Below are 20,612 nucleotides of genomic sequence, written 5' to 3'. Positions count from 1 at the left end.
GTATCCCCATCTTAACGGCGTTTAGCCATCATTTCGTCGACGATATCGCCCAGTTGTTGTAATTTCGGTGCACAAACGTCACGCAGCATCAGCTCGTTGTCTGGTAAACCGACGACCGATGCCCAGACGGCACGACCAACCAGGAAGCCCGATGCACCCGCTGTCATTGCCACGCGTACGGCACGCGGGAACAGTTTTTCGTCGACACCGGAAGAGAGGATCACCCACGGCATATTGATATGGTCATTCAGACGTTGTGAAGCACTGAGAAGCTCTTGTTGCGGACCTTTACCGTAAAGCGGCATTTCAACTTTGTAGAGGTCAGCGCCACTGTCGCCCAGCTCTTTGGCAGCATCGATGATCGCTTGTTCGCGATCGAATTTATCGCCACGACGTGGTGGGCGGACGACTGGCTCAATAATGCTTACCAGGCCGTGTGAGTGGCACAGTTCGTTAAACTCTTTCACCATATCCAGGCGTTGCTGCGCATCTTCATCACTACGCCACAGCACCAGCAGTTTTAAGGCTTTGCCACCGTCTTGTTTGATCTGTAGCGGATTGATTTTGCGGTCAATGACCACGCTATCTACCGGAATACCGTTGCCAGGAATGAACTCATCGGCGGCGACAATCATGGCGCAACTTTTGGCAATCGCGTTTTGCTCAACCACCTGGCGGTAACAGAATTGTTGATCTACCAGAATCGCCGAGGCATAAGGCGAGAGGGTCTTCGCCGCGTTAACTTTGAAATCAGTTAAAACGCTATCGGCTACCGGAGCGGGTGCCCCAGCCGCGGCAAACATCATGCGCATGGCTTCGCGCTGATCGACCGCCAGCATGGCAAAACCGCCCGATGCGCGCGTAATGTCGTTGATGGTGTACTTATTCATTCATTTATTCCTTTATCCAGTCGTTACATTTTTACTTTGGCAGTCATCCCGGCACTGACACGGACCTGTTCCAGAATGGCGGACCAGTCCTGGCGACCGCGACCCGCTGCGCGCGCCTGGCTATAAACCTCCCGTGAGGCGGCCCCCAGCGGCATTGGCACATGCAGCTGGTTGGCGACATCAAGGGCGATGCCAAGATCCTTATGGGCAAGATCGATCATGAAGGCGGGAGAAAGATCTCCGCTGAGGACTTTGTTTGGCCAGGAAGTGGTGAAGTGGCCTTTACCGGCGGCGGTACCGCTCATCACTTTGACGGCAACATCGAAGGGAAGATTCAGGGCTTCGCACAAAACGGCAGCTTCTGCCGAAAGCGCATTGAGCGCGATGCTCATATAGTTGTTGATGAGCTTAACGCGGATCCCCATGCCCGGACCGCCAGCGTTAATCAACTCACTGCCCATCGCCATCAGGATCGGCGTGGCACGTTCAACTTGTTCAGCGGTGCCGCCAGCCAGCAGTAACAGAGTACCGGTAATGGCATTTGCAGAAGTACGGCCTACCGGAACATCCATCATGCTGAAGCCTTTGGCTTGCATATCGGCAATCAATTTATCGGTTTGCAGCGGATGGATGGTCGACATATCAATGACCAGCGCATCGGTAGATAAGCTTTCGCAAACGCCGTTTTCACCGAACAACACGCTGCGCACCAGATCGCCATTCGGCAACATGGTAATGATAAATTCGGCATCTTTAGCGGCCTGCGCCGGGTTGGCGGCGGGAGTCGCGCCTTTGTCTACCAGATGCCGCACAGCCTCGGCATTCACATCAAAGACGCGAAGTTGGTGCCCTTGCTGCAATAAATTGCTCGCCATTGGCGAACCCATTTGTCCTAAACCGATAAACGCGATTGCTGCCATAACCTTCTCCTGAATACAGTGATGTCACTTTTTGTCATTTATGACACGCTTTGATTGTCTGTTTTTGATCGTATTTGTAATTTATAGTCAAAAAATTGACAGCCGTCACTTTTTAAACAATTGGTGAAATTAAAATGAACGCATCCCAAAATGTTTAAGGAATGACCATGATTCGTGTTGCTTGTGTAGGTATAACCGTGATGGATCGCATCTATTACGTGGAAGGGTTACCGACGGAGAGCGGTAAATACGTGGCGAGAAATTATACGGAAGTTGGTGGCGGGCCAGCGGCGACGGCAGCGGTTGCGGCGGCAAGGCTGGGGGCGCAGGTTGATTTTATTGGTCGCGTAGGTGATGACGACACGGGCAACAGCCTGCTGGCAGAGCTGGAATCCTGGGGCGTTAACACCCGTTACACCAAACGGTATAACCAGGCGAAATCATCGCAATCCGCCATCATGGTGGATGCCACAGGCGAGCGGATAATCATTAACTACCCCAGCCCGGACCTGCTGCCTGACGCAGAGTGGTTGGAGGAAATTGATTTCTCTCAGTGGGATGTTGTGCTGGCAGATGTACGCTGGCACGACGGCGCTAAAAAAGCCTTCACTCTGGCCCGGCAGGCGGGCGTGATGACCGTTCTGGACGGTGATATTACGCCGCAGGATATCAGCGAGCTGGTGGCATTAAGCGATCATGCGGCCTTTTCAGAACCGGGTCTGGCGCGCTTAACGGGCGTGAAAGAGATGGCCAGTGCGCTAAAACAGGCACAAACGCTCACAAATGGTCATGTCTATGTGACCCAGGGCAGCGCAGGCTGTGACTGGCTGGAAAATGGCGGGCGTCAACATCAACCGGCCTTCAAAGTTGATGTGGTAGATACCACAGGTGCGGGTGATGTTTTTCACGGCGCATTGGCGGTGGCGCTGGCAACAGGTGGGGATTTAGCGGAGTCAGTCCGCTTCGCCAGCGGTGTAGCGGCGTTGAAATGCACGCGTCCCGGTGGACGAGCCGGGATCCCTGACTGTGATCAAACCCGATCTTTTTTGTCACTTTTTGTATAAAATGCCAGGGTGATGGTTTTTCGAGGAATTTTCATGAGCCTTACCGAACTAACCGGTAACCCGCGGCACGACCAACTCCTCATGCTGATCGCCGAGCGTGGGTATATGAATATTGATGAGCTGGCAAATCTGCTGGATGTCTCCACGCAGACGGTGCGCCGGGATATTCGTAAATTAAGCGAGCAAGGCCTGATTACGCGCCATCACGGTGGCGCGGGTCGGGCTTCCAGCGTCGTTAATACGGCGTTCGAGCAGCGTGAGGTTTCGCAAACCGAGGAAAAAAAAGCGATTGCCGAAGCAGTGGCAGACTATATTCCTGATGGTTCAACAATATTTATCACCATTGGTACGACCGTTGAGCATGTCGCCCGGGCGTTACTTAACCATAATCATTTGCGGATAATCACCAACAGCCTGCGTGTGGCGCATATTCTTTACCACAACCCGCGCTTTGAAGTGATGGTGCCCGGCGGTACGTTGCGCTCTCATAATAGCGGGATCATTGGCCCTTCAGCGGCGTCCTTTGTGGCCGATTTTCGTGCTGATTATCTGGTAACAAGCGTAGGCGCAATCGAGAGCGATGGCGCGTTGATGGAGTTTGATGTTAACGAAGCTAACGTGGTGAAAACGATGATGGCGCACGCGAGAAATATCCTGCTGGTCGCCGATCACACTAAGTATCATGCTTCGGCGGCGGTTGAAATTGGTAACGTGGCACAGGTCACCGCGCTCTTTACCGACGAGCTGCCGCCCGCTGCGCTAAAATCACGCTTACAAGACAGCCAAATTGAAATCATTCTTCCCCAGGAAGACGCGTAGATTTTTGTGACCGTTGACCTGGCTTCATACCTTGCCACATAGCCAAACCCATCCTTTCCCGCTACAGTTAATTTCTTGTGGCGCGAAAGGAGGCAAAAATGCTCTATATCTTTGATTTAGGTAATGTGATTGTCGATATCGACTTTAACCGTGTGCTGGGAGCCTGGAGCGATTTAACGCGTATTCCGCTGGCTACGCTTAAGAAGAGTTTTCATATGGGGGAGGCGTTTCATCAGCATGAGCGTGGGGAAATTAGCGACGAAGCGTTCGCAGAGGCGCTGTGTCATGAGATGGCTCTACCGCTAAGCTACGAGCAGTTCTCTCACGGCTGGCAGGCGGTGTTTGTTGCGCTGCGCCCGGAAGTGATCGCCATCATGCATAAACTGCGTGAGCAGGGGCATCGCGTGGTGGTGCTTTCCAATACCAACCGCCTGCATACCACCTTCTGGCCGGAAGAATACCCGGAAATTCGTGATGCTGCTGACCATATCTATCTGTCGCAAGATCTGGGGATGCGCAAACCTGAAGCACGAATTTACCAGCATGTTTTGCAGGCGGAAGGTTTTTCACCCAGCGATACGGTCTTTTTCGACGATAACGCCGATAATATAGAAGGAGCTAATCAGCTGGGCATTACCAGTATTCTGGTGAAAGATAAAACCACCATCCCGGACTATTTCGCGAAGGTGTTATGCTAAAAACCATTCAGGACAAAGCCAGGCACCGTACCCGTCCACTATGGGCCTGGCTAAAACTACTCTGGCAACGCATTGATGAGGACAACATGACAACCCTGGCAGGTAACCTTGCCTATGTGTCGTTGCTCTCATTAGTGCCGCTGGTTGCCGTTGTTTTTGCGCTTTTCGCCGCTTTTCCCATGTTTTCCGACGTCAGCATTCAGTTACGTCACTTTATTTTTGCCAACTTTCTGCCTGCTACTGGCGATGTTATTCAGCGGTATATCGAACAATTTGTTGCCAATTCCAACAAGATGACCGCCGTTGGGGCGTGCGGGCTGATCGTCACCGCGTTATTGCTGATGTACTCCATCGATAGCGCGTTGAATACCATCTGGCGCAGTAAACGAGCGCGACCAAAAATTTACTCGTTCGCCGTGTACTGGATGATTTTAACGCTGGGGCCGCTGCTGGCAGGGGCCAGTCTGGCGATCAGTTCCTATTTGCTCTCCCTGCGCTGGGCGAGCGATCTCAATACTGTCATCGATAACGTGCTGCGTATTTTTCCGCTGCTGTTGTCGTGGATCTCCTTCTGGTTGCTGTACAGCATTGTTCCTACCATCCGCGTACCTAACCGCGACGCGATTGTCGGCGCGTTTGTCGCCGCGCTCCTGTTCGAAGCAGGAAAGAAAGGTTTCGCGCTTTATATCACCATGTTTCCGTCATATCAGCTCATTTACGGCGTGTTGGCGGTGATCCCCATTCTCTTTGTTTGGGTCTACTGGACATGGTGTATCGTCTTGCTTGGCGCGGAAATTACTGTCACTCTCGGGGAATACCGCAAACTAAAACAAGCAGCTGAACAAGAAGAAGACGACGAACCATGATTGCATTAATTCAACGCGTAACCCGTGCCAGCGTCACCGTGGAGGGAGAAGTGACGGGCGAAATTGGCGCGGGACTTTTGGTGTTATTGGGTGTCGAAAAGGATGACGACGAACAGAAAGCAAACCGTCTGTGCGAGCGTGTGCTCGGCTACCGCATCTTTAGCGATGCCGAAGGCAAGATGAACCTCAACGTGCAACAGGCGGGCGGCAGTGTGCTGGTGGTTTCCCAGTTTACCCTCGCCGCAGATACCGAACGGGGGATGCGCCCAAGTTTCTCCAAAGGTGCATCACCGGATCGCGCAGAGGCGTTATATGACTATTTCGTCGAACGCTGCCGTCAGCAAGAGATGAACACGCAAACAGGACGCTTCGCTGCGGATATGCAGGTATCGCTGGTCAATGATGGCCCCGTGACATTCTGGTTGCAGGTATGAGCCAGCTTCCAGGGTTGTCACGGGAAACAAGAGAGAGTATCGCTATGTATCACCTTCGGGTTCCACAAACAGAAGAAGAATTAGAGCGTTACTATCAGTTTCGCTGGGAAATGTTGCGTAAGCCCCTGCATCAACCAAAAGGTTCGGAACGCGACGCGTGGGATGCGATGGCGCATCACCAGATGGTCGTCGACGAGCAGGGTAATCTGGTGGCGGTAGGCCGACTGTATATTAATGCCGACAATGAAGCGTCCATTCGCTTTATGGCCGTTCACCCGGACGTGCAGGACAAAGGGTTAGGAACGCTGATGGCGATGACCCTGGAGTCGGTGGCGCGTCAGGAAGGCGTTAAGCGCGTGACCTGTAGCGCCCGTGAAGACGCGGTGGAGTTTTTCGCCAAGCTGGGGTTTGTTAATCAGGGAGAAATCACCACGCCAACCACCACGCCGATTCGCCATTTTTTGATGATTAAGCCCGTCGCCACTCTGGATGATATTTTGCATCGCGGCGACTGGTGCGCGCAGCTGCAACAGGCGTGGTACGAACATATCCCGCTTAGTGAAAAAATGGGCGTGCGCATTCAGCAATATACCGGGCAAAAATTTATCACTACCATGCCAGAAACCGGCAATCAGAATCCGCACCATACGCTGTTTGCCGGGAGTTTATTCTCACTGGCGACGCTCACCGGTTGGGGACTTATCTGGCTGATGCTGCGTGAACGCCACCTCGGCGGAACGATTATTCTTGCGGATGCGCATATCCGCTACAGCAAGCCGATTAGCGGTAAACCTCATGCGGTAGCCGACCTCGGTGCCTTAAGCGGCGATCTCGACCGTCTGGCGCGCGGACGAAAAGCACGGGTGCAGATGCAGGTCGAAATCTTTGGCGACGAGACGCCGGGTGCAGTGTTTGAAGGCACGTATATCGTTCTGCCCGCGAAGCCATTTGGCCCGTATGAAGAGGGCGGGAACGAAGAAGAGTAGCTGATGGAGAGGGGCGGTGCTGCCTCTCTCATTCAGGTCATTTATATTAGTCCTTGGCTATTTCGGTTATATTAAATAAGAACTCTATAAATTTTTATTCTTCGTTGGCTCCATACGTGTCTTGCTACATCACTGTTCAGGAGCATTTAAATATTATTTGTAGAACTGAGTGGCAATTATCGCAGATAATGCTTAATTCATCATCTTAGTTCATGTTTGAGCGATTTTTGATAGTCAAAACCCCCTCTGGTGCCATACTTTTCTCATAAATATTTTTAAAATCTATAGCTAACAAATATTATGCAAAGATAATGGACTAGCATCATTGTCAGTATCATTCATTTACTGCTCTGTATGTTATGAATAATTATGTTGTATGTTTGCTCTTAAACCGTGGGAAGGAGGCTATAATGGTTGCCAATATTAATCTCATTAAACAAGAAAGTTATTCTGTTGTTAATTTAGAAAAACAACTTTCCCGAACTGTTACCAACAAAATTATAACGATGAGCAAGTAAAGACCGGTTGGTGGCAGTACTGACCGGTCTGTGATGAAAGATTAATTTCACCTTAAATCCTGGTGCTGTTAGGATGCTGACGTTTTTCGGCTACACCATTCAGATTATGCAAATAAATATCTCTGAATATAATATATTCATAGCACCCATAATTCATCCTGGGCGATAACTAAACCATTTTTGAGTAATAAATGAAACAACTGCAACACTCTTATTATTTCTGGAAAACGCCTCGCAAAAACAAAACAACATGCAAAAATCCGCTTTTTTTAAATGATTTTCCGGCGTAATTTTCGCACATACATTAATGAGTAATATAGGTAAGGTGGTGGTAATGGCGATGAATACGGTTTTTCTTCATTTATCAGAAGAGGCAATTAAACGGCTGAACAAGCTTCGGGGCTGGCGTAAGGTTTCACGATCTGCAATTTTACGCGAAGCGGTAGAGCAATATCTGGAACGTCAGCAATTCCCGGTGCGTAAAGCAAAGGGAGGCAGGCAAAAGGGGGAGGTAGTTGGTGTTGATGATCAGTGTAAGGAGCATAAGGAATGACAAAAATTTTTCATTCTTGAATATAAAAAACAGATGCCCTTATTCTGGTATTAATACAAGGCTGTTTTACTTGAACTTATAATAACTGCAACTGTTACATCATATCTGGAAAACGCCTCGCAAAAATAAAAAATGATGCGTAAATGAGCTTTCTTTAAAGATTCGGCAAGGGTACTTTTCTCTCCATAGATTCAAAAATGATATTGGCGAGATATTTATGAACTCTCTGGCAGGTATAGATATGGGCAGAATTTTACTCGATTTATCGAATGAGGTGATTAAGCAACTTGATGATCTCGAGGTGCAGCGTAATCTTCCTCGTGCGGACCTATTAAGGGAAGCGGTAGATCAATACCTGATAAATCAATCGCAAACAGCAAGAACCAGTGTTCCTGGCATCTGGCAAGGGTGTGAGGAAGATGGTGTCGAATATCAGCGTAAGCTGCGCGAGGAATGGTAATGGGAAAAAATGATGTCAATCAGATTGCTGACAACGTGCGCGTTGTTCATGCCGGATGCGGCGTGAACGCCTTATCCGGCCTACAAAGTCGTATAAATTCAATGTATTGCAGTTTATTGGTAGGCCTGATAAGCGCAGCGCATCAGGCAATCTTACGCTTGTCATCAGTCTCATGCCCATAACCTTATTGATGTGGTGGTGGGTAAATTGAGGCCAAACCGGCACTGGCGGCATAGCTTGAGGTGGTAACGCGGAATACGAGAGATGGTGTCGTCACACCCTATGAGCTGTAATCCGGGCGACCTGCGCCACCCGGAAAACGTCAGAGATTACTCTCCTTCACCCGGAAACAGGAACGGGTTGATGGAACTGCGGGCATAGCCTTCTTGCTCCATTCGTGCGTCCAGTACCAGAGAGGCGAGGTCATCTGCTACGGCTTCGATTTTTGGATCTTTTTCCTGATAGAGAATTTTCAGGTAAGTGCCGCAGTCATCGCAGCTTTCGGCTTTAATCGCGGCCTGTTCGTCATCCAGCGACCAGTAATGCAGTTTGCCGCTCTGCTCGCAGTTGCTGCATTTTACGCGCACTACGTGCCATTCAGTTTCACACAGGTTGCAGTGCAGGTAACGTAGCCCCTGAGTGGTGCCAATTTGCACCATGCTGGACACCGGCATAGAACCACAAACCGGGCAATATTGACGTTGCTCGCCGTATTCAGCGCGGGCTTTGCCGGGGATCAGATTGGCCATCTGCGCCCAGTAGAGCGACAGTGCAGCCCAGATAAACGGCGCTTTATCGCTGCTGACGGACGAGAAATCAGAGGCAAACAGCGCGCTGGCCATATCTTCCAGCTCCTGAGTCGATGCCTTCTCCAGATTCTCAATCACTGCCAGCGCCGGGCCGCTCATTTCAGGTTTCAGCTCAGCAATCAGCGCCATCAGCAGCTTTTGCCAGTGCTTATCACGCGGCAGAACGTGAATATCCAGCGGGGGCTTGCCTTGTGCGCTGGCTTCTTTAATGCGCGCAGTCAGATCCATCTCCAGCGGATGGTCGTACAGCACCACTTCCTGGGCGTGGGCGATAAGCGCAGCAAAGCGCAGGTAATCACCCAGAGGATTATTTTCTGCCAGCTCGCGCAGACGCTCGGCGCGGCGGTTGTATAAATTCTTGAGCCGAGGGAACAATAACGGCGGAATCATATCCGCCGTACGTTTCTCGCTTGAACCCAGCTCATCTTGCGGGATTATGCGAATACTCATTCAGCTTTCTTTTCCGTTGTCTTGCGGACCTCACGGTACCAGCGCGGGTGATGTTTCTTCGCCCAGGCGCTGGTAACCCATCCTTCCACCATGGCGGTAATCGTGCCTTTCACCCAAAGGGCGGCGTAGATATGCACCATGATAACCACAATTAACGCCACTGCGGCAAATGAATGCAGCATTAACGCGAATCGGATCACCGGGATTGAGAAAGCAGGCGCAAAATAAGGACGCCAGATAATCACGCCGCTCACCAGCAGCAGAACCAGGAAAATAATCGCCGCCCAGAAAACGCATTTCTGACCGAAGTTATAACGCCCGGTGTCACCTACTTCCTCGTTGACGACGATCTTACGAATATTCTTCGCCCAAAAGATATCATCCCGATTGATTAGGTTGTGATGCCAGTAACGGAAAAACATGATGATGAACGAGGCAAACATAACCACGCCGACAAACGGGTGCAGAATTCGCGCCAGCTGCGGTGTGCCCATGATTTGCATCAACCAGTTGAAGGACGGGAACAAAAAGCCCAGCCCGCTCACCGCCGCCAGGATGAAGCAGAAGGCGGTGATCCAGTGGTTGATACGTTCCGGCGCGGTGTAGCGCACGATGGTGTCACGTCGTTTCATTTGCGCTCCTCGTCTTTCTCTTCGTGCAGATTATTCTCTTCCTCATCCGCACGGTTCGGACCGACACCCACGTAGTGGAAGATACTGGCCGCAAAGGTAGCCGCAAAGCCAACAGCCGCGAGCGGTTTCCAGATGCCTTTCCAGAATTTCACGGTTTCGCTGATTTCCGGGTTCTCCGGCAAGCCATGATACAGATTTGGCTTGTCAGCATGGTGCAGCACGTACATGACGTGTGTACCACCGACGCCTGCCGGATCGTACAGACCCGCATTGTCGTAACCGCGGGTTTTCAGCTCAGCAACGCGCTCGCTCGCCAGCGTTTTCATCGACTCTTTCGTACCGAAGTGAATCGCGCCCGTTGGGCAGGTCTTCACGCAGGCTGGTTCTTGCCCAACCACCACGCGGTCAACGCACAGCGTACATTTGTAGACGCGATTGTCTTCCGGGTTGAGGCGCGGAATGTCGAACGGACAGCCCGCAATGCAATAACCGCAGCCAATGCACTGCTCGGACTGGAAGTCGACGATACCGTTGGCATACTGAATAATTGCACCTTCCGCCGGGCACGCTTTCAGGCAGCCTGGATCGGAACAGTGCATACAGCCGTCTTTGCGGATCAGCCATTCCAGTTTGTCGTTCTGCTCCACTTCCGAGAAGCGCATTACCGTCCACGATTTGGCGCTTAAATCATTGGGGTTGTCGTACACCCCAATGTTATTGCCGACGGTATCGCGAATGTCGTTCCACTCTGAACACGCCACCTGACAGGCTTTACAGCCGATACAGGTGGTAACGTCGATGAGTTTCGCCACTTCTTCCTGGAAGTCCCGCGCCTGAGGCGCGGGGGTCAGACCGTTAGTCGCGGAACGACGAATGATATCTTGAGATTGATAAGCCATATGTCGTCTCCGTTACACCTTTTCCACATTCACAAGGAAGGACTTAAACTCCGGCGTCTGCGTGTTCGCATCACCAACGAATGGCGTTAAAGTATTGGCAATAAAGCCTTTTTTAGCTACGCCTTCATAGCCCCAGTGAATCGGAATACCGATGGTATCGATATCTTTGCCGTTCGCTTTCAGCGTGCGAATACGTTTGGTCACCACCGCTTTGGCTTTGATATAGCCACGGTTGGAGGAGACTTTCACGGTATCGCCCTGGGCAATGCCAAGTTTATTCGCCAGCGACTCCCCGATTTCCACAAACTGCTCTGGCTGCAAAATCGCGTTCAACAGCGCGTGTTTGGTCCAGTAGTGGAAGTGCTCGGTCAGACGATAGGTGGTTCCGACATACGGGAACTTATCGGCTTTACCCAATGCTTCGGCGTCGTCTTTAAAGATACGTGCAGCCGGGTTCGAGATAACGTTTGGATGCAGCGGGTTAGTTCCCAGCGGCGTTTCAAACGGCTCGTAGTGTTCCGGGAACGGACCTTCCGCCATCTTATCGAGGGCAAACAGACGCCCCATGCCTTCCTGCTGCATGATAAACGGCCCGACGCCGCTACCCGGAGGCGCTGCGCTGTAGTCCGGAATATCCCAGCCGGTCCACTTAGTGCCGTCCCATTTCAGCAACTGACGCTTCGGATCCCACGGGTTACCCTGCGGATCTGCGGAGGCGCGGTTATACAGAATGCGGCGGTTAAGCGGCCATGCCCATGCCCAGCCCAGCGTGTTACCGAGGCCAGACGGATCGGCGTTATCACGACGCGCCATCTGGTTGCCTTCCGGCGTCCAGCTACCGGCGAAAATCCAGCAGCCACAGGAGGTTGTACCGTCATCGCGCAGTTGGGCAAACGAGCTAAGTTGTTGGCCTTTCTTGACGATAACCGCACCGGTTGCCGGATCGGTAATATCGGCCAGCGCCTTACCGTTGCTCTCCATCGCCACTTCTTCTGAAGATGGCTCATGCGGAATGGCGTAGTTCCATGTCATGTTCAGCACCTGGTCCGGGTTCGCGCCACCCTGTTCGGCATACATCTTGCGCAAGCGCAGGAAGATACCGGAGAGGATCTCGCCATCAGTCAGCGCAATCCCCGGGGCGTCCGCACCTTTCCAGTGCCACTGCAACCAGCGACCTGAGTTAACGATAGAACCGTTCTCTTCTGCGAAGCAGGTCGATGGCAGACGGAACACTTCGGTCTGGATCTTCGACGAGTCAACTTCGTTCAGCTCACCGTGGTTCTGCCAGAAATTGGAGGTTTCAGTGTTCAGCGGGTCGATGGTGACGAGGAACTTCAGTTTCGACAGACAACCGATCACTTTGTTTTTGTTCGGGAATGAGGCAACAGGGTTAAAGCCCTGGCAGATATAGCCATTGACCTTGCCCTCTTTCATCATCTCGAAGTATTGCAGGACGTCGTAGCCTTTATCCCACTTCGGCAACCAGTCAAAGCCCCAGCTATTTTCCGCCGTCGCTTTATCACCAAAGAAGGCCTTCATCATAGAGACGAAGAATTTCGGGTAGTTGCCCCAGTAGTTTACCTGGCCTTCCAGCAGCGGTTTTGGCGTGTTGGCGGTAAGGTAGGTTTGCAGATCGGTCTGCTTCTCGCTTGGCAGCGTCATGTAACCTGGCAGGCTCTGCGACAGCAGCCCCAGGTCCGTCAGCCCCTGAATATTGGAGTGACCGCGCAGGGCGTTAACGCCGCCGCCTGCCATCCCCATATTGCCGAGCAGCAGCTGGATCATCGCCATCGTACGAATGTTTTGCGCACCAACGGAGTGTTGCGTCCAGCCGAGGGCATACAGGAACGAGGCAGTTTTATCGTGAGCACTGGTTTCTGCGATGTATTCGCAGACTTTCAGGAACGCGTCTTTTGGCGTACCACAGATGTTTTCAACCACATCTGGCGTGTAGCGGGAAACGTGCTGTTTCAGCAAGTTCCACACGCAGCGCGGATGTTGCAGCGTGGTATCACGTTTGGCGAAGCCGTTTTCGTCCAGTTCATAAGTCCAGGAGGATTTATCGTACTTGCGTTTTTCCGCGTCGTAGCCGGTGAACAGGCCATCTTCAAAGCCGTAATCCTCACGCACGATCAGGCTGGCGTTGGTATAGGCTTCGGTGTATTCGCGGTTGAATTTTTCATTGTTCAGCAGGTACAGCAATACGCCTGACAGGAAAGCAATGTCAGTACCGGAACGAATAGGGGCATAGTAGTCAGCTACCGCCGCCGTACGCGTAAAGCGAGGATCGATCACAATCAGCTTCGCGCCGTTGTGAATTTTGGCTTCCATCGCCCAGCGGAACCCGACCGGGTGAGCTTCAGCGGCGTTACCGCCCATCACCACGACGAGGTTGGCGTTCTTGATGTCGACCCAGTGGTTGGTCATCGCACCGCGACCAAATGTTGGAGCAAGACTTGCTACCGTTGGTCCGTGTCAGACACGCGCCTGGTTGTCGACCGCGAGCATACCCAGCGCGCGGGAGAATTTTTGCGTTAAATAGCCGGTTTCGTTACTCGACGCGGAAGCACACAGCATCCCGGTGGAGAGCCAGCGGTTAACAGTCACGCCTTCGGCGTTTTGCGCAATGTAGTTAGCATCGCGGTCTTCTTTCATCAGTTTGGCGATGCGATCAAACGCCTCTTCCCAACTGATTTGCTGCCATTTATCAGAACCTGGCGCACGGTATTCCGGAAACTTCAGACGGCTTTCGGAGTGGATGAAATCCACCAGGCCAGCGCCTTTCGGACAAAGTGCACCGCGGTTGACCGGGTGATCCGGATCGCCTTCGATATGGAAGATAGATGCTTTGGCGTTTTTTGCTCCGTCACCGAGGCTGTACATCAACAGCCCACAGCCTACGGAACAATAGGTGCAGGTATTACGGGTTTCGCGGGTGCGCAGCAGTTTATACTGCCGGGTTTCCGCGAGTGCTACGCTGGGTGCAAAACCCAGTGCCGCTGCCGTGGTGCCTGCCATACCGCCAGCGCAGATCTTAAAGAACTGCCTTCTGCTGACCTGCATGGATTGCTCCTTGTTTCGACATTGTCACGTCCCATTTACATTCGCTTGCTGCGTGTGCAGGGAGTGGGAGTTATTTTTCTTTGCGGAAGGGGCCGCAAAGGTCCAGAATTGGCTCAATTTCCCTCCATCCAGGAAGGGTTTGTAACAGAATACCATAATGTTGGTGTGTGTGTTCTTATCTGGTTAAGAGAAAGTGAAAAAAACACAGCGAAAAGAAATCGAAAATGTGACAAATATCACAGGTGTTCGTCAAATTGAGTTATGGCGGCGTGATGATTTACAACACCCACGGTTAGATGAGGTCGCGGAAGAAGTTCCCGTTGCGCTGGTCTACAACGGCATTTCGCATGTGGTGATGATGGCGTCGCCCAAAGACCTTGAGTACTTTGCGCTCGGTTTTTCGCTTTCCGAGGGGATTATCGAAAGTCCGCGCGATATCTTCGGCATGGATGTCGTTCCTTCCTGTAATGGTCTTGAAGTACAAATTGAGCTTTCCAGCCGCCGCTTTATGGGGTTGAAGGAGCGCCGCCGGGCGCTGGCGGGACGTACGGGCTGTGGCGTATGCGGCGTGGAGCAACTTAATGACATCGGAAAACCGGTGCAGCCGCTGCCGTTCACCCAGACGTTTGATCTCAACAAACTGGATGATGCATTACGTCATCTCAATGATTTCCAGCCAGTGGGGCAACTGACTGGTTGTACTCACGCCGCCGCCTGGATGTTGCCATCTGGCGAACTGGTCGGCGGGCATGAAGACGTGGGTCGCCATGTGGCGCTGGACAAACTGTTAGGCCGCCGGTCACAAGCAGGGGAAAGCTGGCAGCAAGGTGCGGTGCTGGTTTCCAGTCGTGCCAGTTATGAAATGGTGCAAAAGTCGGCGATGTGCGGCGTAGAGATTTTGTTTGCGGTGTCTGCCGCGACCACGCTTGCTGTAGAAGTGGCTGAGCGCTGTAATTTGACGCTGGTGGGCTTTTGTAAACCGGGTCGGGCAACGGTTTATACGCATCCACAGCGTTTGAGCAATTAATTAAAATAAGTCCTGCGATATATATTAAATTGCAGGACTTATTCATTTCGTGAATTTTATTATTTTATTTATAAATAAAACGCGTGTAGTGGCGTTTTCTTTTTTCATTTATTATGTTCACTCTCTTATCTATATATTTATAAGGCAATTAAATGAAAAGGAATTTATTATCTTCCGCTATTATAGTCGCCATCATGGCCCTCGGTCTGACGGGTTGTGATGATAAAAAAGCCGAAACAGAAACGCCCCCGCCTGCCAATAGTCAACCTGCCGCACCAGCTCCTGAAGCGAAACCTACTGAAGCTCCCGTTGCAAAAGCAGAAGCTAAACCTGAAACACCTGCGCAACCGGTGGTCGATGAACAAGCGGTTTTCGACGAAAAAATGGATGTCTATATCAAGTGCTACAACAAGTTACAGATCCCGGTACAGCGCAGTCTGGCGCGTTATGCTGACTGGCTGAAAGATTTTAAACAGGGGCCTACCGGTGAAGAGCGTACTGTTTATGGCATCTACGGCATTAGTGAATCCAACCTCGCTGAGTGTGAAAAAGGCGTAAAAAGTGCTGTGGCGTTAACGCCTGCGCTGCAACCAATTGATGGCGTGGCGGTGAGTTATATCGATGCTGCCGTGGCGTTGGGTAATACCATTAACGAAATGGATAAATATTACACCCAGGAAAATTATAAAGACGATGCGTTTGCGAAAGGGAAAACGCTGCACCAGACATTCTTAAAAAATCTGGAAGCCTTTGAACCTGTAGCCGAATCTTATCATGCGGCGATTCAGGAAATTAATGATAAGCGTCAGCTTGCGGAACTGAAAAATATTGAAGAAAGAGAAGGGAAAACATTCCACTACTACTCTCTGGCAGTCATGATTTCAGCGAAACAAATTAATAACCTGATATCGCAAGATAAGTTTGATGCAGAAGCGGCAATGAAGAAAGTGTCTGAACTGGAAACGCTAGTGGCGCAGGCCAAAGAAGCGGATAAAGGCGGCATGAATTTCTCGTTTATTAATTCGGCAGGCCAGTATCAACTCGAGGCTAAAAAATACGTTCGCCGCATCAGAGATAAAGTCCCGTACTCTGACTGGGATAAAGAGCAACTTCAGGACGCAAACTCAAGCTGGATGGTCGAAGACTCTTTCCCGAGAGCATTACGCGAGTACAACGAAATGGTTGATGACTATAATAGCCTGCGTTAAATGTTTTTGATGATAAATGCAGTGTCGGATGCGGCGCATCCGACACAGTTCACCCCTTGTGAAGTAACTCCATAAATGCCTCATATCCTGTTAACCCGGCAATAATCTCCGCCGGATGCTGACACAATATGCTTGCCAGATAGCTAAATATTTTTAGCTCATGACGCGCATCGGCGGCGGCGCAGGCGATCAAGACATGGTTAATGACTTCGTTATTCACCTCAACTGGTTGGGCGAGGGTAATAAAAAATCCACGAAAACGTCGCTCCTGTTCGCTCCAGCAATGTGGGATGGCGAGGCGATTAACAATCAGGTTTTCACCTTCGCCTTCGCGGGCGATGATGCGTTGTGCTTCATCGGCGGTAATATGGTGTTGTGCGACTAATTGCGCACAAATTTGCCGGGTAATATGTTGCCAGCTTTCACCGCGTACATTCGAATAATGAAAACTTCCGGGGGCAGAGAAAAAACGCTCCGGCTGTTGGCGAATAAATGCCGTCGCCAGAAAATGTTTTATTTGTTCGATACCGGCAGCCGTAATGATATTTTTTACGGTGATGTAATTATTTACCGCGTCATCCAGTAAATAATGGCTGTTGTTAATGATCAATAACGGCTCAATCTCTTCGCGAATGGCAACAAGTTCGCTTAAGCTACGGGCAATAATTACCCGACAATTTAAAACATCGCGCTCAATGGCGAGCTGATTAATAGTGGCAATCGCGTTCTGGTCCGAGAGCAAAATGATCGGCTGGCGTTCGTTTTGATGCCGCTCCAGCGCACAGGCAAAATACAAACCGATCAGATCGCTGTCGAAAAGGGGAATATCGAGCTGTTCACGCAGTAGCGTAATAAAGTGCAGACTCATATCAAAGGCCGCAGGCCAGGCGGCTTTCAGGTTATTCATGCTGCTCTGGCGGTGCTCAGCAATCCACACTGGTGCGGCAAGGCAACGTAATAAATGCCCGGTAATATTCTCAACCAGCTGCGCATCAATAATATTCAATGACGCGATGCCCGGCACCCTTTGCAGCAACCCCTGCACATTATCGGCTGAAATTACCTGCGCTTGCTGATGCTGTTTCTCTATCAAACCCGTCAGGGTTCTTACAGCGTTATCACCAAGAAACAGACCGCTATGTTCAACGATTTGTTTTATCTCGTCACCGGGATATTGCGGCCACTCATCGGTCAGTTGATTACGCAGGGCGTAAATCGCCAGAATCAGGCTGGAGAGATAATCACCCTGCATGAGCGGCCAGCGGTGTTGGTTGTCGCAGGCCGTGGATAAATGCTGAAGGTTGTCTCGTGTTATGCCCGCCAGCGGAATTAAAAACGGATCTTTGCGCAGCAAGTTCGCCAGCAAGATAACGCGTTTCTCTTCTGTCTCATCAATGAAATGGCCCAAACCAGGGCGGCTGGCCAGGCAACAAGTGCGTTCATAACGCTGTTTTAACCGGGGCAGACGCTCTGCTACCCACGTTTCTGGCAAATTAAGCGCCGAGGCGAGTTGCGCACGGGGAGTGAAAGTATTCAGTAATAACAGCGCCAGCAGCCGATCGTCGTTATCGTGCTTTTGCAGCAACTGAAAAAAGCTGCGGCGCTCGAAGATTTCCAGCTGATAGCCCGCACTGCCACTGGCGAAAATGCGGGCTTTGCCGTTAAGGGTGAAGTTGAGATAGTCAATATCACGCAGGATGGTCCTGCCTGAAACGCCAGTCTGTTGCGCCAGCTCGCCAGGCGTGCGCGGCTGTTGCTCCAGCAGATCGACAATCTTTAACTGGCGTTCGTTTAGCATTAATCCACCTGACGGAACTGGCTAAACGCGTTGACTTTCTCCGCAGTTAAGGTCGTCAGAAAACCCCGTATCAGCGTGAGCAGAGCTTCGTAATCGGCTTTTGAAATCATACCGCTGTTGGCGTGCAGATAACGAGTTGGCAGACACAGCGCGACAACCGGACGCCCGCCGCCCATCACGTTGTAGCGCCCGCCATCCGTCGCACCGGTTTTCATGGTGGAAAATTGCAGCGGTAAATCGTTATGTGCGGCACAGCTTTTTAACGCTGCTACCAGTTTCTGGTTGGGGAAGTAGCGCTTGTCAAACAGCATCAGCCCCGGCCCCTGGCCCAGTTTCAGCGGGTATTTAATGTTATCAATGCCCGGAACATCGCCCGCTACGGCGGTATCCAACACGATCACGACGTCCGGTTTAATGTGTTCCGCCGAGGTTTGCGCCCCGCGTAGCCCAACTTCTTCTTCCACACTGCCAACGCCATACAGCGTAATTTCGGGATTATTCACCGTCTGCAATAGTTCAGCCATCATTGCGCAGCCGATGCGGTTATCCAACGCCTTGCCGACCACTTTATCTTCGCCCCAGCAGGCAAAATTGGCTTCCGGGCTAATAAAATTACCAATTTCCACGCCGCGCTTTTCCACCTCTTCGCGACTGTTCGCGCCAATATCAATGAACATCTCATCAAATGACAGCGGTTGTTGCTTTTGCTTTTCCGTTAACGCATGAGGCGCGACGGAACCAATCACACCAGGGATTTTCACTCCCTTGTGTGTGCGTATGGTTACCCGGTGGTTGAGCATCGACTGATTCCACCAGCCGCCAATGGTGGTAAAACGCAGAAAACCGCTCTCGTCGATGTGGGTGACCATAAAGCCGACTTCATCCATATGTCCGACAACGGCAACTTTTGGACCTTTATTCCCCTTACGGGCAACAAAGCTGCCCAGACCATCGAAGGTGATTTCATTCACGCAAGGTTCCAGCGTGTTTATCAGAATGTCGCGAACTTCCTGTTCATCGCCGCTGACGGCGCTGGCTTCGCACAACTGTTGCAGTAACTCAATGTTCATGGACAAGCTCCTGTTGCGCGGCTTTCGCTTTGCGGCGTAACCACAATCCTTTCAGGACGATAATGAATGAAATGTTCAGCGCGAGGCCAATCGCCAGCACCAGATAAAACGAACCCACCGGCGACATCAGGCCGATCAGCGGGTCAAAGATACCCAAACCAGGTGCCAGACGTTTGATTCCGAAAGCGATCACCAGCACGCCGGTAATGCCGCCCGCCAGCGTATTGGCGGTAATCATCGGCAACGGAGCTGCCAGAGCGTAAGGAATAGCCGGTTCGGTTGCGACTGTGGCACCGACCACAATGGCACTACTGGCAGCCTCTTTTTCCTGTCGGGTAAACAGTTTGGGCGCAATGAACGTCGCAAGACCCGCCGCGACGGGCGGCATCAGCGCGACAACGCCGACGATGGCGTACCAGTCATAAATGTGTTTTTCCAGCAGTGAGAAGCAGAAGAACCAGGCGGTTTTATTGATGGGGCCGCCCATATCGAACGCCAGCATCGCACCGACCAGAAACGCTGCCGCAAACTTCATTGATGGAGGAATGGTATTCAGGAAGTGGAGCAGCCCGCCCATGAGGTCGGACATCACCGGCCCGATAACGTAGTAAGTGAGCACGCCGAAAACCAGCAGAGTAACGAACGGGATCAGCATTGAACCGAGCAGCGGTTGTAATGCTTTGCCAAGGCGCACTTTGCGGAACCAGAAGACGAAATAGCCAATCGCCAGCCCCAGCACCACCGCGCCGAGGAATCCCGCACCCGACTGGGTGCCGAGCAGCGCTTTGTCGTTCGCCAGATAGCAAACCAGAAACGCCGGAGCGAAAGCCGGTTTATCGGCAATCGACGAGGCAATATAAGCGCCCATGATGGGGATCATAAAGGTGAAGCCAAGGTAACCGATGGATTCAACTACCCAGGTAAACGACGGCGCGCCTTTCGACATATCGGTATACGGCAAACCGAACTGCACCAGCATGTTGGCAAGCGCCACCAGGATACCACCGCCGATGACAAACGGCAGCGCCGCAGAGACGCCCGCCATCAGGTGGCTCATCACGCTACCGCTTTGCACTTCCTGTTTGCCAAGCTTCACGCCGCTATCTGCGGCAAAAAGCTGCGAGTTTGTCGGTAATTCGCTGAAAATCTGGTCGATATTTTTCAACGCCTGGGAGATGGCAATCTCATAAACTTTCTTCCCGGCAAACCGCGCGCGATCATCACCGCTCAGGCCACGCCCGGTAGCGAGAATGACGTAATCGGCAGCGGCAATCTCTTCGCTGGATAAGCGGTTTTCAACGCCACTGGACCCTTGAGTTTCCACTTTTATGGTATGACCGAGAGAACGGGCTTTCTGTTCCAGGGCTTCCGCCACCATGTAGGTGTGAGCGATCCCGGCGGGGCAGTTGGTGATCGCGACAATACGTAAGGATGACTCCATCGCCACT

The 20,612-nt window shown here is 51.6% G+C and carries 19 protein-coding genes and 1 pseudogene; 11 read left to right on the top strand and 9 right to left on the bottom strand.

From position 1 onward, the window contains the following. Positions 1-11: 11 nt before the first annotated feature. Both yihT and yihU read right to left on the bottom strand, forming a co-directional pair. Positions 12-890 (bottom strand): sulfofructosephosphate aldolase, encoded by an 879-nt coding sequence (gene yihT / locus AB4H76_RS22240; RefSeq protein WP_420062617.1) that lies wholly within the window; start codon positions 888-890, stop codon positions 12-14. A gap of 23 nt (positions 891-913) precedes the next feature. Then, complete coding sequence (gene yihU, locus AB4H76_RS22235) at positions 914-1,810, bottom strand: sulfolactaldehyde 3-reductase (protein WP_000718901.1); 897 nt, start codon at positions 1,808-1,810, stop codon at positions 914-916. A gap of 167 nt (positions 1,811-1,977) precedes the next feature. On the opposite strand from yihU, the gene yihV reads away from it, so the two are divergent. The 9 genes and pseudogenes from yihV (at position 1,978) to yiiF (ending at position 8,208) form a co-directional block, all read left to right on the top strand. Next, positions 1,978-2,874: a sulfofructose kinase gene (yihV, locus tag AB4H76_RS22230; RefSeq protein WP_000621647.1), complete on the top strand. Its 897-nt coding sequence runs from the start codon at positions 1,978-1,980 to the stop codon at positions 2,872-2,874. 33 nt (positions 2,875-2,907) lie between these two features. Next, positions 2,908-3,693: a DeoR/GlpR family DNA-binding transcription regulator gene (locus AB4H76_RS22225; protein ID WP_000059678.1), complete on the top strand. Its 786-nt coding sequence runs from the start codon at positions 2,908-2,910 to the stop codon at positions 3,691-3,693. A 98-nt stretch (positions 3,694-3,791) separates the two neighbouring features. Next, on the top strand, positions 3,792-4,391 hold the full coding sequence (gene yihX / locus AB4H76_RS22220) for a glucose-1-phosphatase (RefSeq protein WP_001308174.1): 600 nt from the start codon (positions 3,792-3,794) through the stop codon (positions 4,389-4,391). After that, positions 4,385-5,257, top strand: coding sequence for a virulence factor BrkB family protein (locus AB4H76_RS22215; protein ID WP_000920762.1), 873 nt, complete (start codon positions 4,385-4,387; stop codon positions 5,255-5,257). Before yihX ends, AB4H76_RS22215 begins: the two co-directional genes overlap by 7 nt. Continuing rightward, a complete protein-coding gene (gene dtd / locus AB4H76_RS22210) occupies positions 5,254-5,691 on the top strand; it encodes a D-aminoacyl-tRNA deacylase (RefSeq protein WP_000560983.1) in 438 nt (145 codons plus the stop codon). The genes AB4H76_RS22215 and dtd overlap by 4 nt, the downstream gene beginning before the upstream one ends. A 44-nt stretch (positions 5,692-5,735) precedes the next feature. After that, the gene (gene fabY / locus AB4H76_RS22205) at positions 5,736-6,677 is read left to right on the top strand and encodes a fatty acid biosynthesis protein FabY (protein ID WP_001297068.1); all 942 of its coding nucleotides are present in this window, start codon (positions 5,736-5,738) and stop codon (positions 6,675-6,677) included. A gap of 359 nt (positions 6,678-7,036) precedes the next feature. Beyond that, positions 7,037-7,153: pseudogene (locus AB4H76_RS22200) on the top strand (hypothetical protein); the annotation flags it as partial. Between the two features lie 376 nt (positions 7,154-7,529). Continuing rightward, positions 7,530-7,748 (top strand): CopG family transcriptional regulator, encoded by a 219-nt coding sequence (locus AB4H76_RS22195; RefSeq protein WP_001295676.1) that lies wholly within the window; start codon positions 7,530-7,532, stop codon positions 7,746-7,748. 217 nt (positions 7,749-7,965) lie between these two features. Continuing rightward, positions 7,966-8,208, top strand: a complete 243-nt coding sequence (yiiF, locus tag AB4H76_RS22190; RefSeq protein WP_001086388.1) for a protein YiiF — start codon at positions 7,966-7,968, stop codon at positions 8,206-8,208. Positions 8,209-8,537: 329 nt separating this feature from the next. Here the strand turns inward: yiiF and fdhE are convergent, their stop codons facing one another. The 4 genes from fdhE to fdnG are packed head-to-tail and all read right to left on the bottom strand — an operon-like array spanning position 8,538 to position 14,061. After that, a complete protein-coding gene (gene fdhE, locus AB4H76_RS22185) occupies positions 8,538-9,467 on the bottom strand; it encodes a formate dehydrogenase accessory protein FdhE (RefSeq protein WP_000027705.1) in 930 nt (309 codons plus the stop codon). Beyond that, on the bottom strand, positions 9,464-10,099 hold the full coding sequence (gene fdoI, locus AB4H76_RS22180; RefSeq protein WP_000829013.1) for a formate dehydrogenase cytochrome b556 subunit: 636 nt from the start codon (positions 10,097-10,099) through the stop codon (positions 9,464-9,466). Before fdoI ends, fdhE begins: the two co-directional genes overlap by 4 nt. Then, a complete protein-coding gene (fdoH, locus tag AB4H76_RS22175; protein WP_000331377.1) occupies positions 10,096-10,998 on the bottom strand; it encodes a formate dehydrogenase O subunit beta in 903 nt (300 codons plus the stop codon). The genes fdoI and fdoH overlap by 4 nt, the downstream gene beginning before the upstream one ends. 12 nt (positions 10,999-11,010) lie before the next feature. Then, positions 11,011-14,061 (bottom strand): formate dehydrogenase-N subunit alpha, encoded by a 3,051-nt coding sequence (fdnG, locus tag AB4H76_RS22170; RefSeq protein WP_010723259.1) that lies wholly within the window; start codon positions 14,059-14,061, stop codon positions 11,011-11,013. A 193-nt stretch (positions 14,062-14,254) separates the two neighbouring features. On the opposite strand from fdnG, the gene fdhD reads away from it, so the two are divergent. Both fdhD and AB4H76_RS22160 read left to right on the top strand, forming a co-directional pair. Next, positions 14,255-15,088 carry a formate dehydrogenase accessory sulfurtransferase FdhD gene (gene fdhD, locus AB4H76_RS22165; RefSeq protein WP_032256974.1) on the top strand — a complete coding sequence of 278 codons (834 nt, stop codon included), beginning with the start codon at positions 14,255-14,257 and terminating at the stop codon, positions 15,086-15,088. 152 nt (positions 15,089-15,240) lie between these two features. Beyond that, complete coding sequence (locus AB4H76_RS22160) at positions 15,241-16,296, top strand: YiiG family protein (RefSeq protein WP_077492740.1); 1,056 nt, start codon at positions 15,241-15,243, stop codon at positions 16,294-16,296. A gap of 49 nt (positions 16,297-16,345) precedes the next feature. Here AB4H76_RS22160 and AB4H76_RS22155 read toward each other — a convergent pair whose 3' ends face one another. From AB4H76_RS22155 to AB4H76_RS22145, 3 genes are read right to left on the bottom strand one after another with little or no spacing between them, the layout of a single operon-like run. Beyond that, a complete protein-coding gene (locus AB4H76_RS22155; RefSeq protein ID WP_000931299.1) occupies positions 16,346-18,094 on the bottom strand; it encodes a putative frv operon regulatory protein in 1,749 nt (582 codons plus the stop codon). Next, complete coding sequence (locus AB4H76_RS22150) at positions 18,094-19,164, bottom strand: aminopeptidase (protein ID WP_001019484.1); 1,071 nt, start codon at positions 19,162-19,164, stop codon at positions 18,094-18,096. The genes AB4H76_RS22155 and AB4H76_RS22150 overlap by 1 nt, the downstream gene beginning before the upstream one ends. After that, positions 19,154-20,605 carry a PTS fructose-like transporter subunit IIBC gene (locus AB4H76_RS22145; RefSeq protein ID WP_000446023.1) on the bottom strand — a complete coding sequence of 484 codons (1,452 nt, stop codon included), beginning with the start codon at positions 20,603-20,605 and terminating at the stop codon, positions 19,154-19,156. The genes AB4H76_RS22150 and AB4H76_RS22145 overlap by 11 nt, the downstream gene beginning before the upstream one ends. Between the last annotated feature and the right edge of the window lie 7 nt (positions 20,606-20,612).

The organism is Escherichia sp. UTM R2, from assembly GCF_048593455.1.
In the GTDB taxonomy this organism is placed as follows: Bacteria; Pseudomonadota; Gammaproteobacteria; order Enterobacterales; family Enterobacteriaceae; genus Escherichia; species Escherichia coli.
This window is presented reverse-complemented; position numbering and strand designations above follow the sequence as displayed.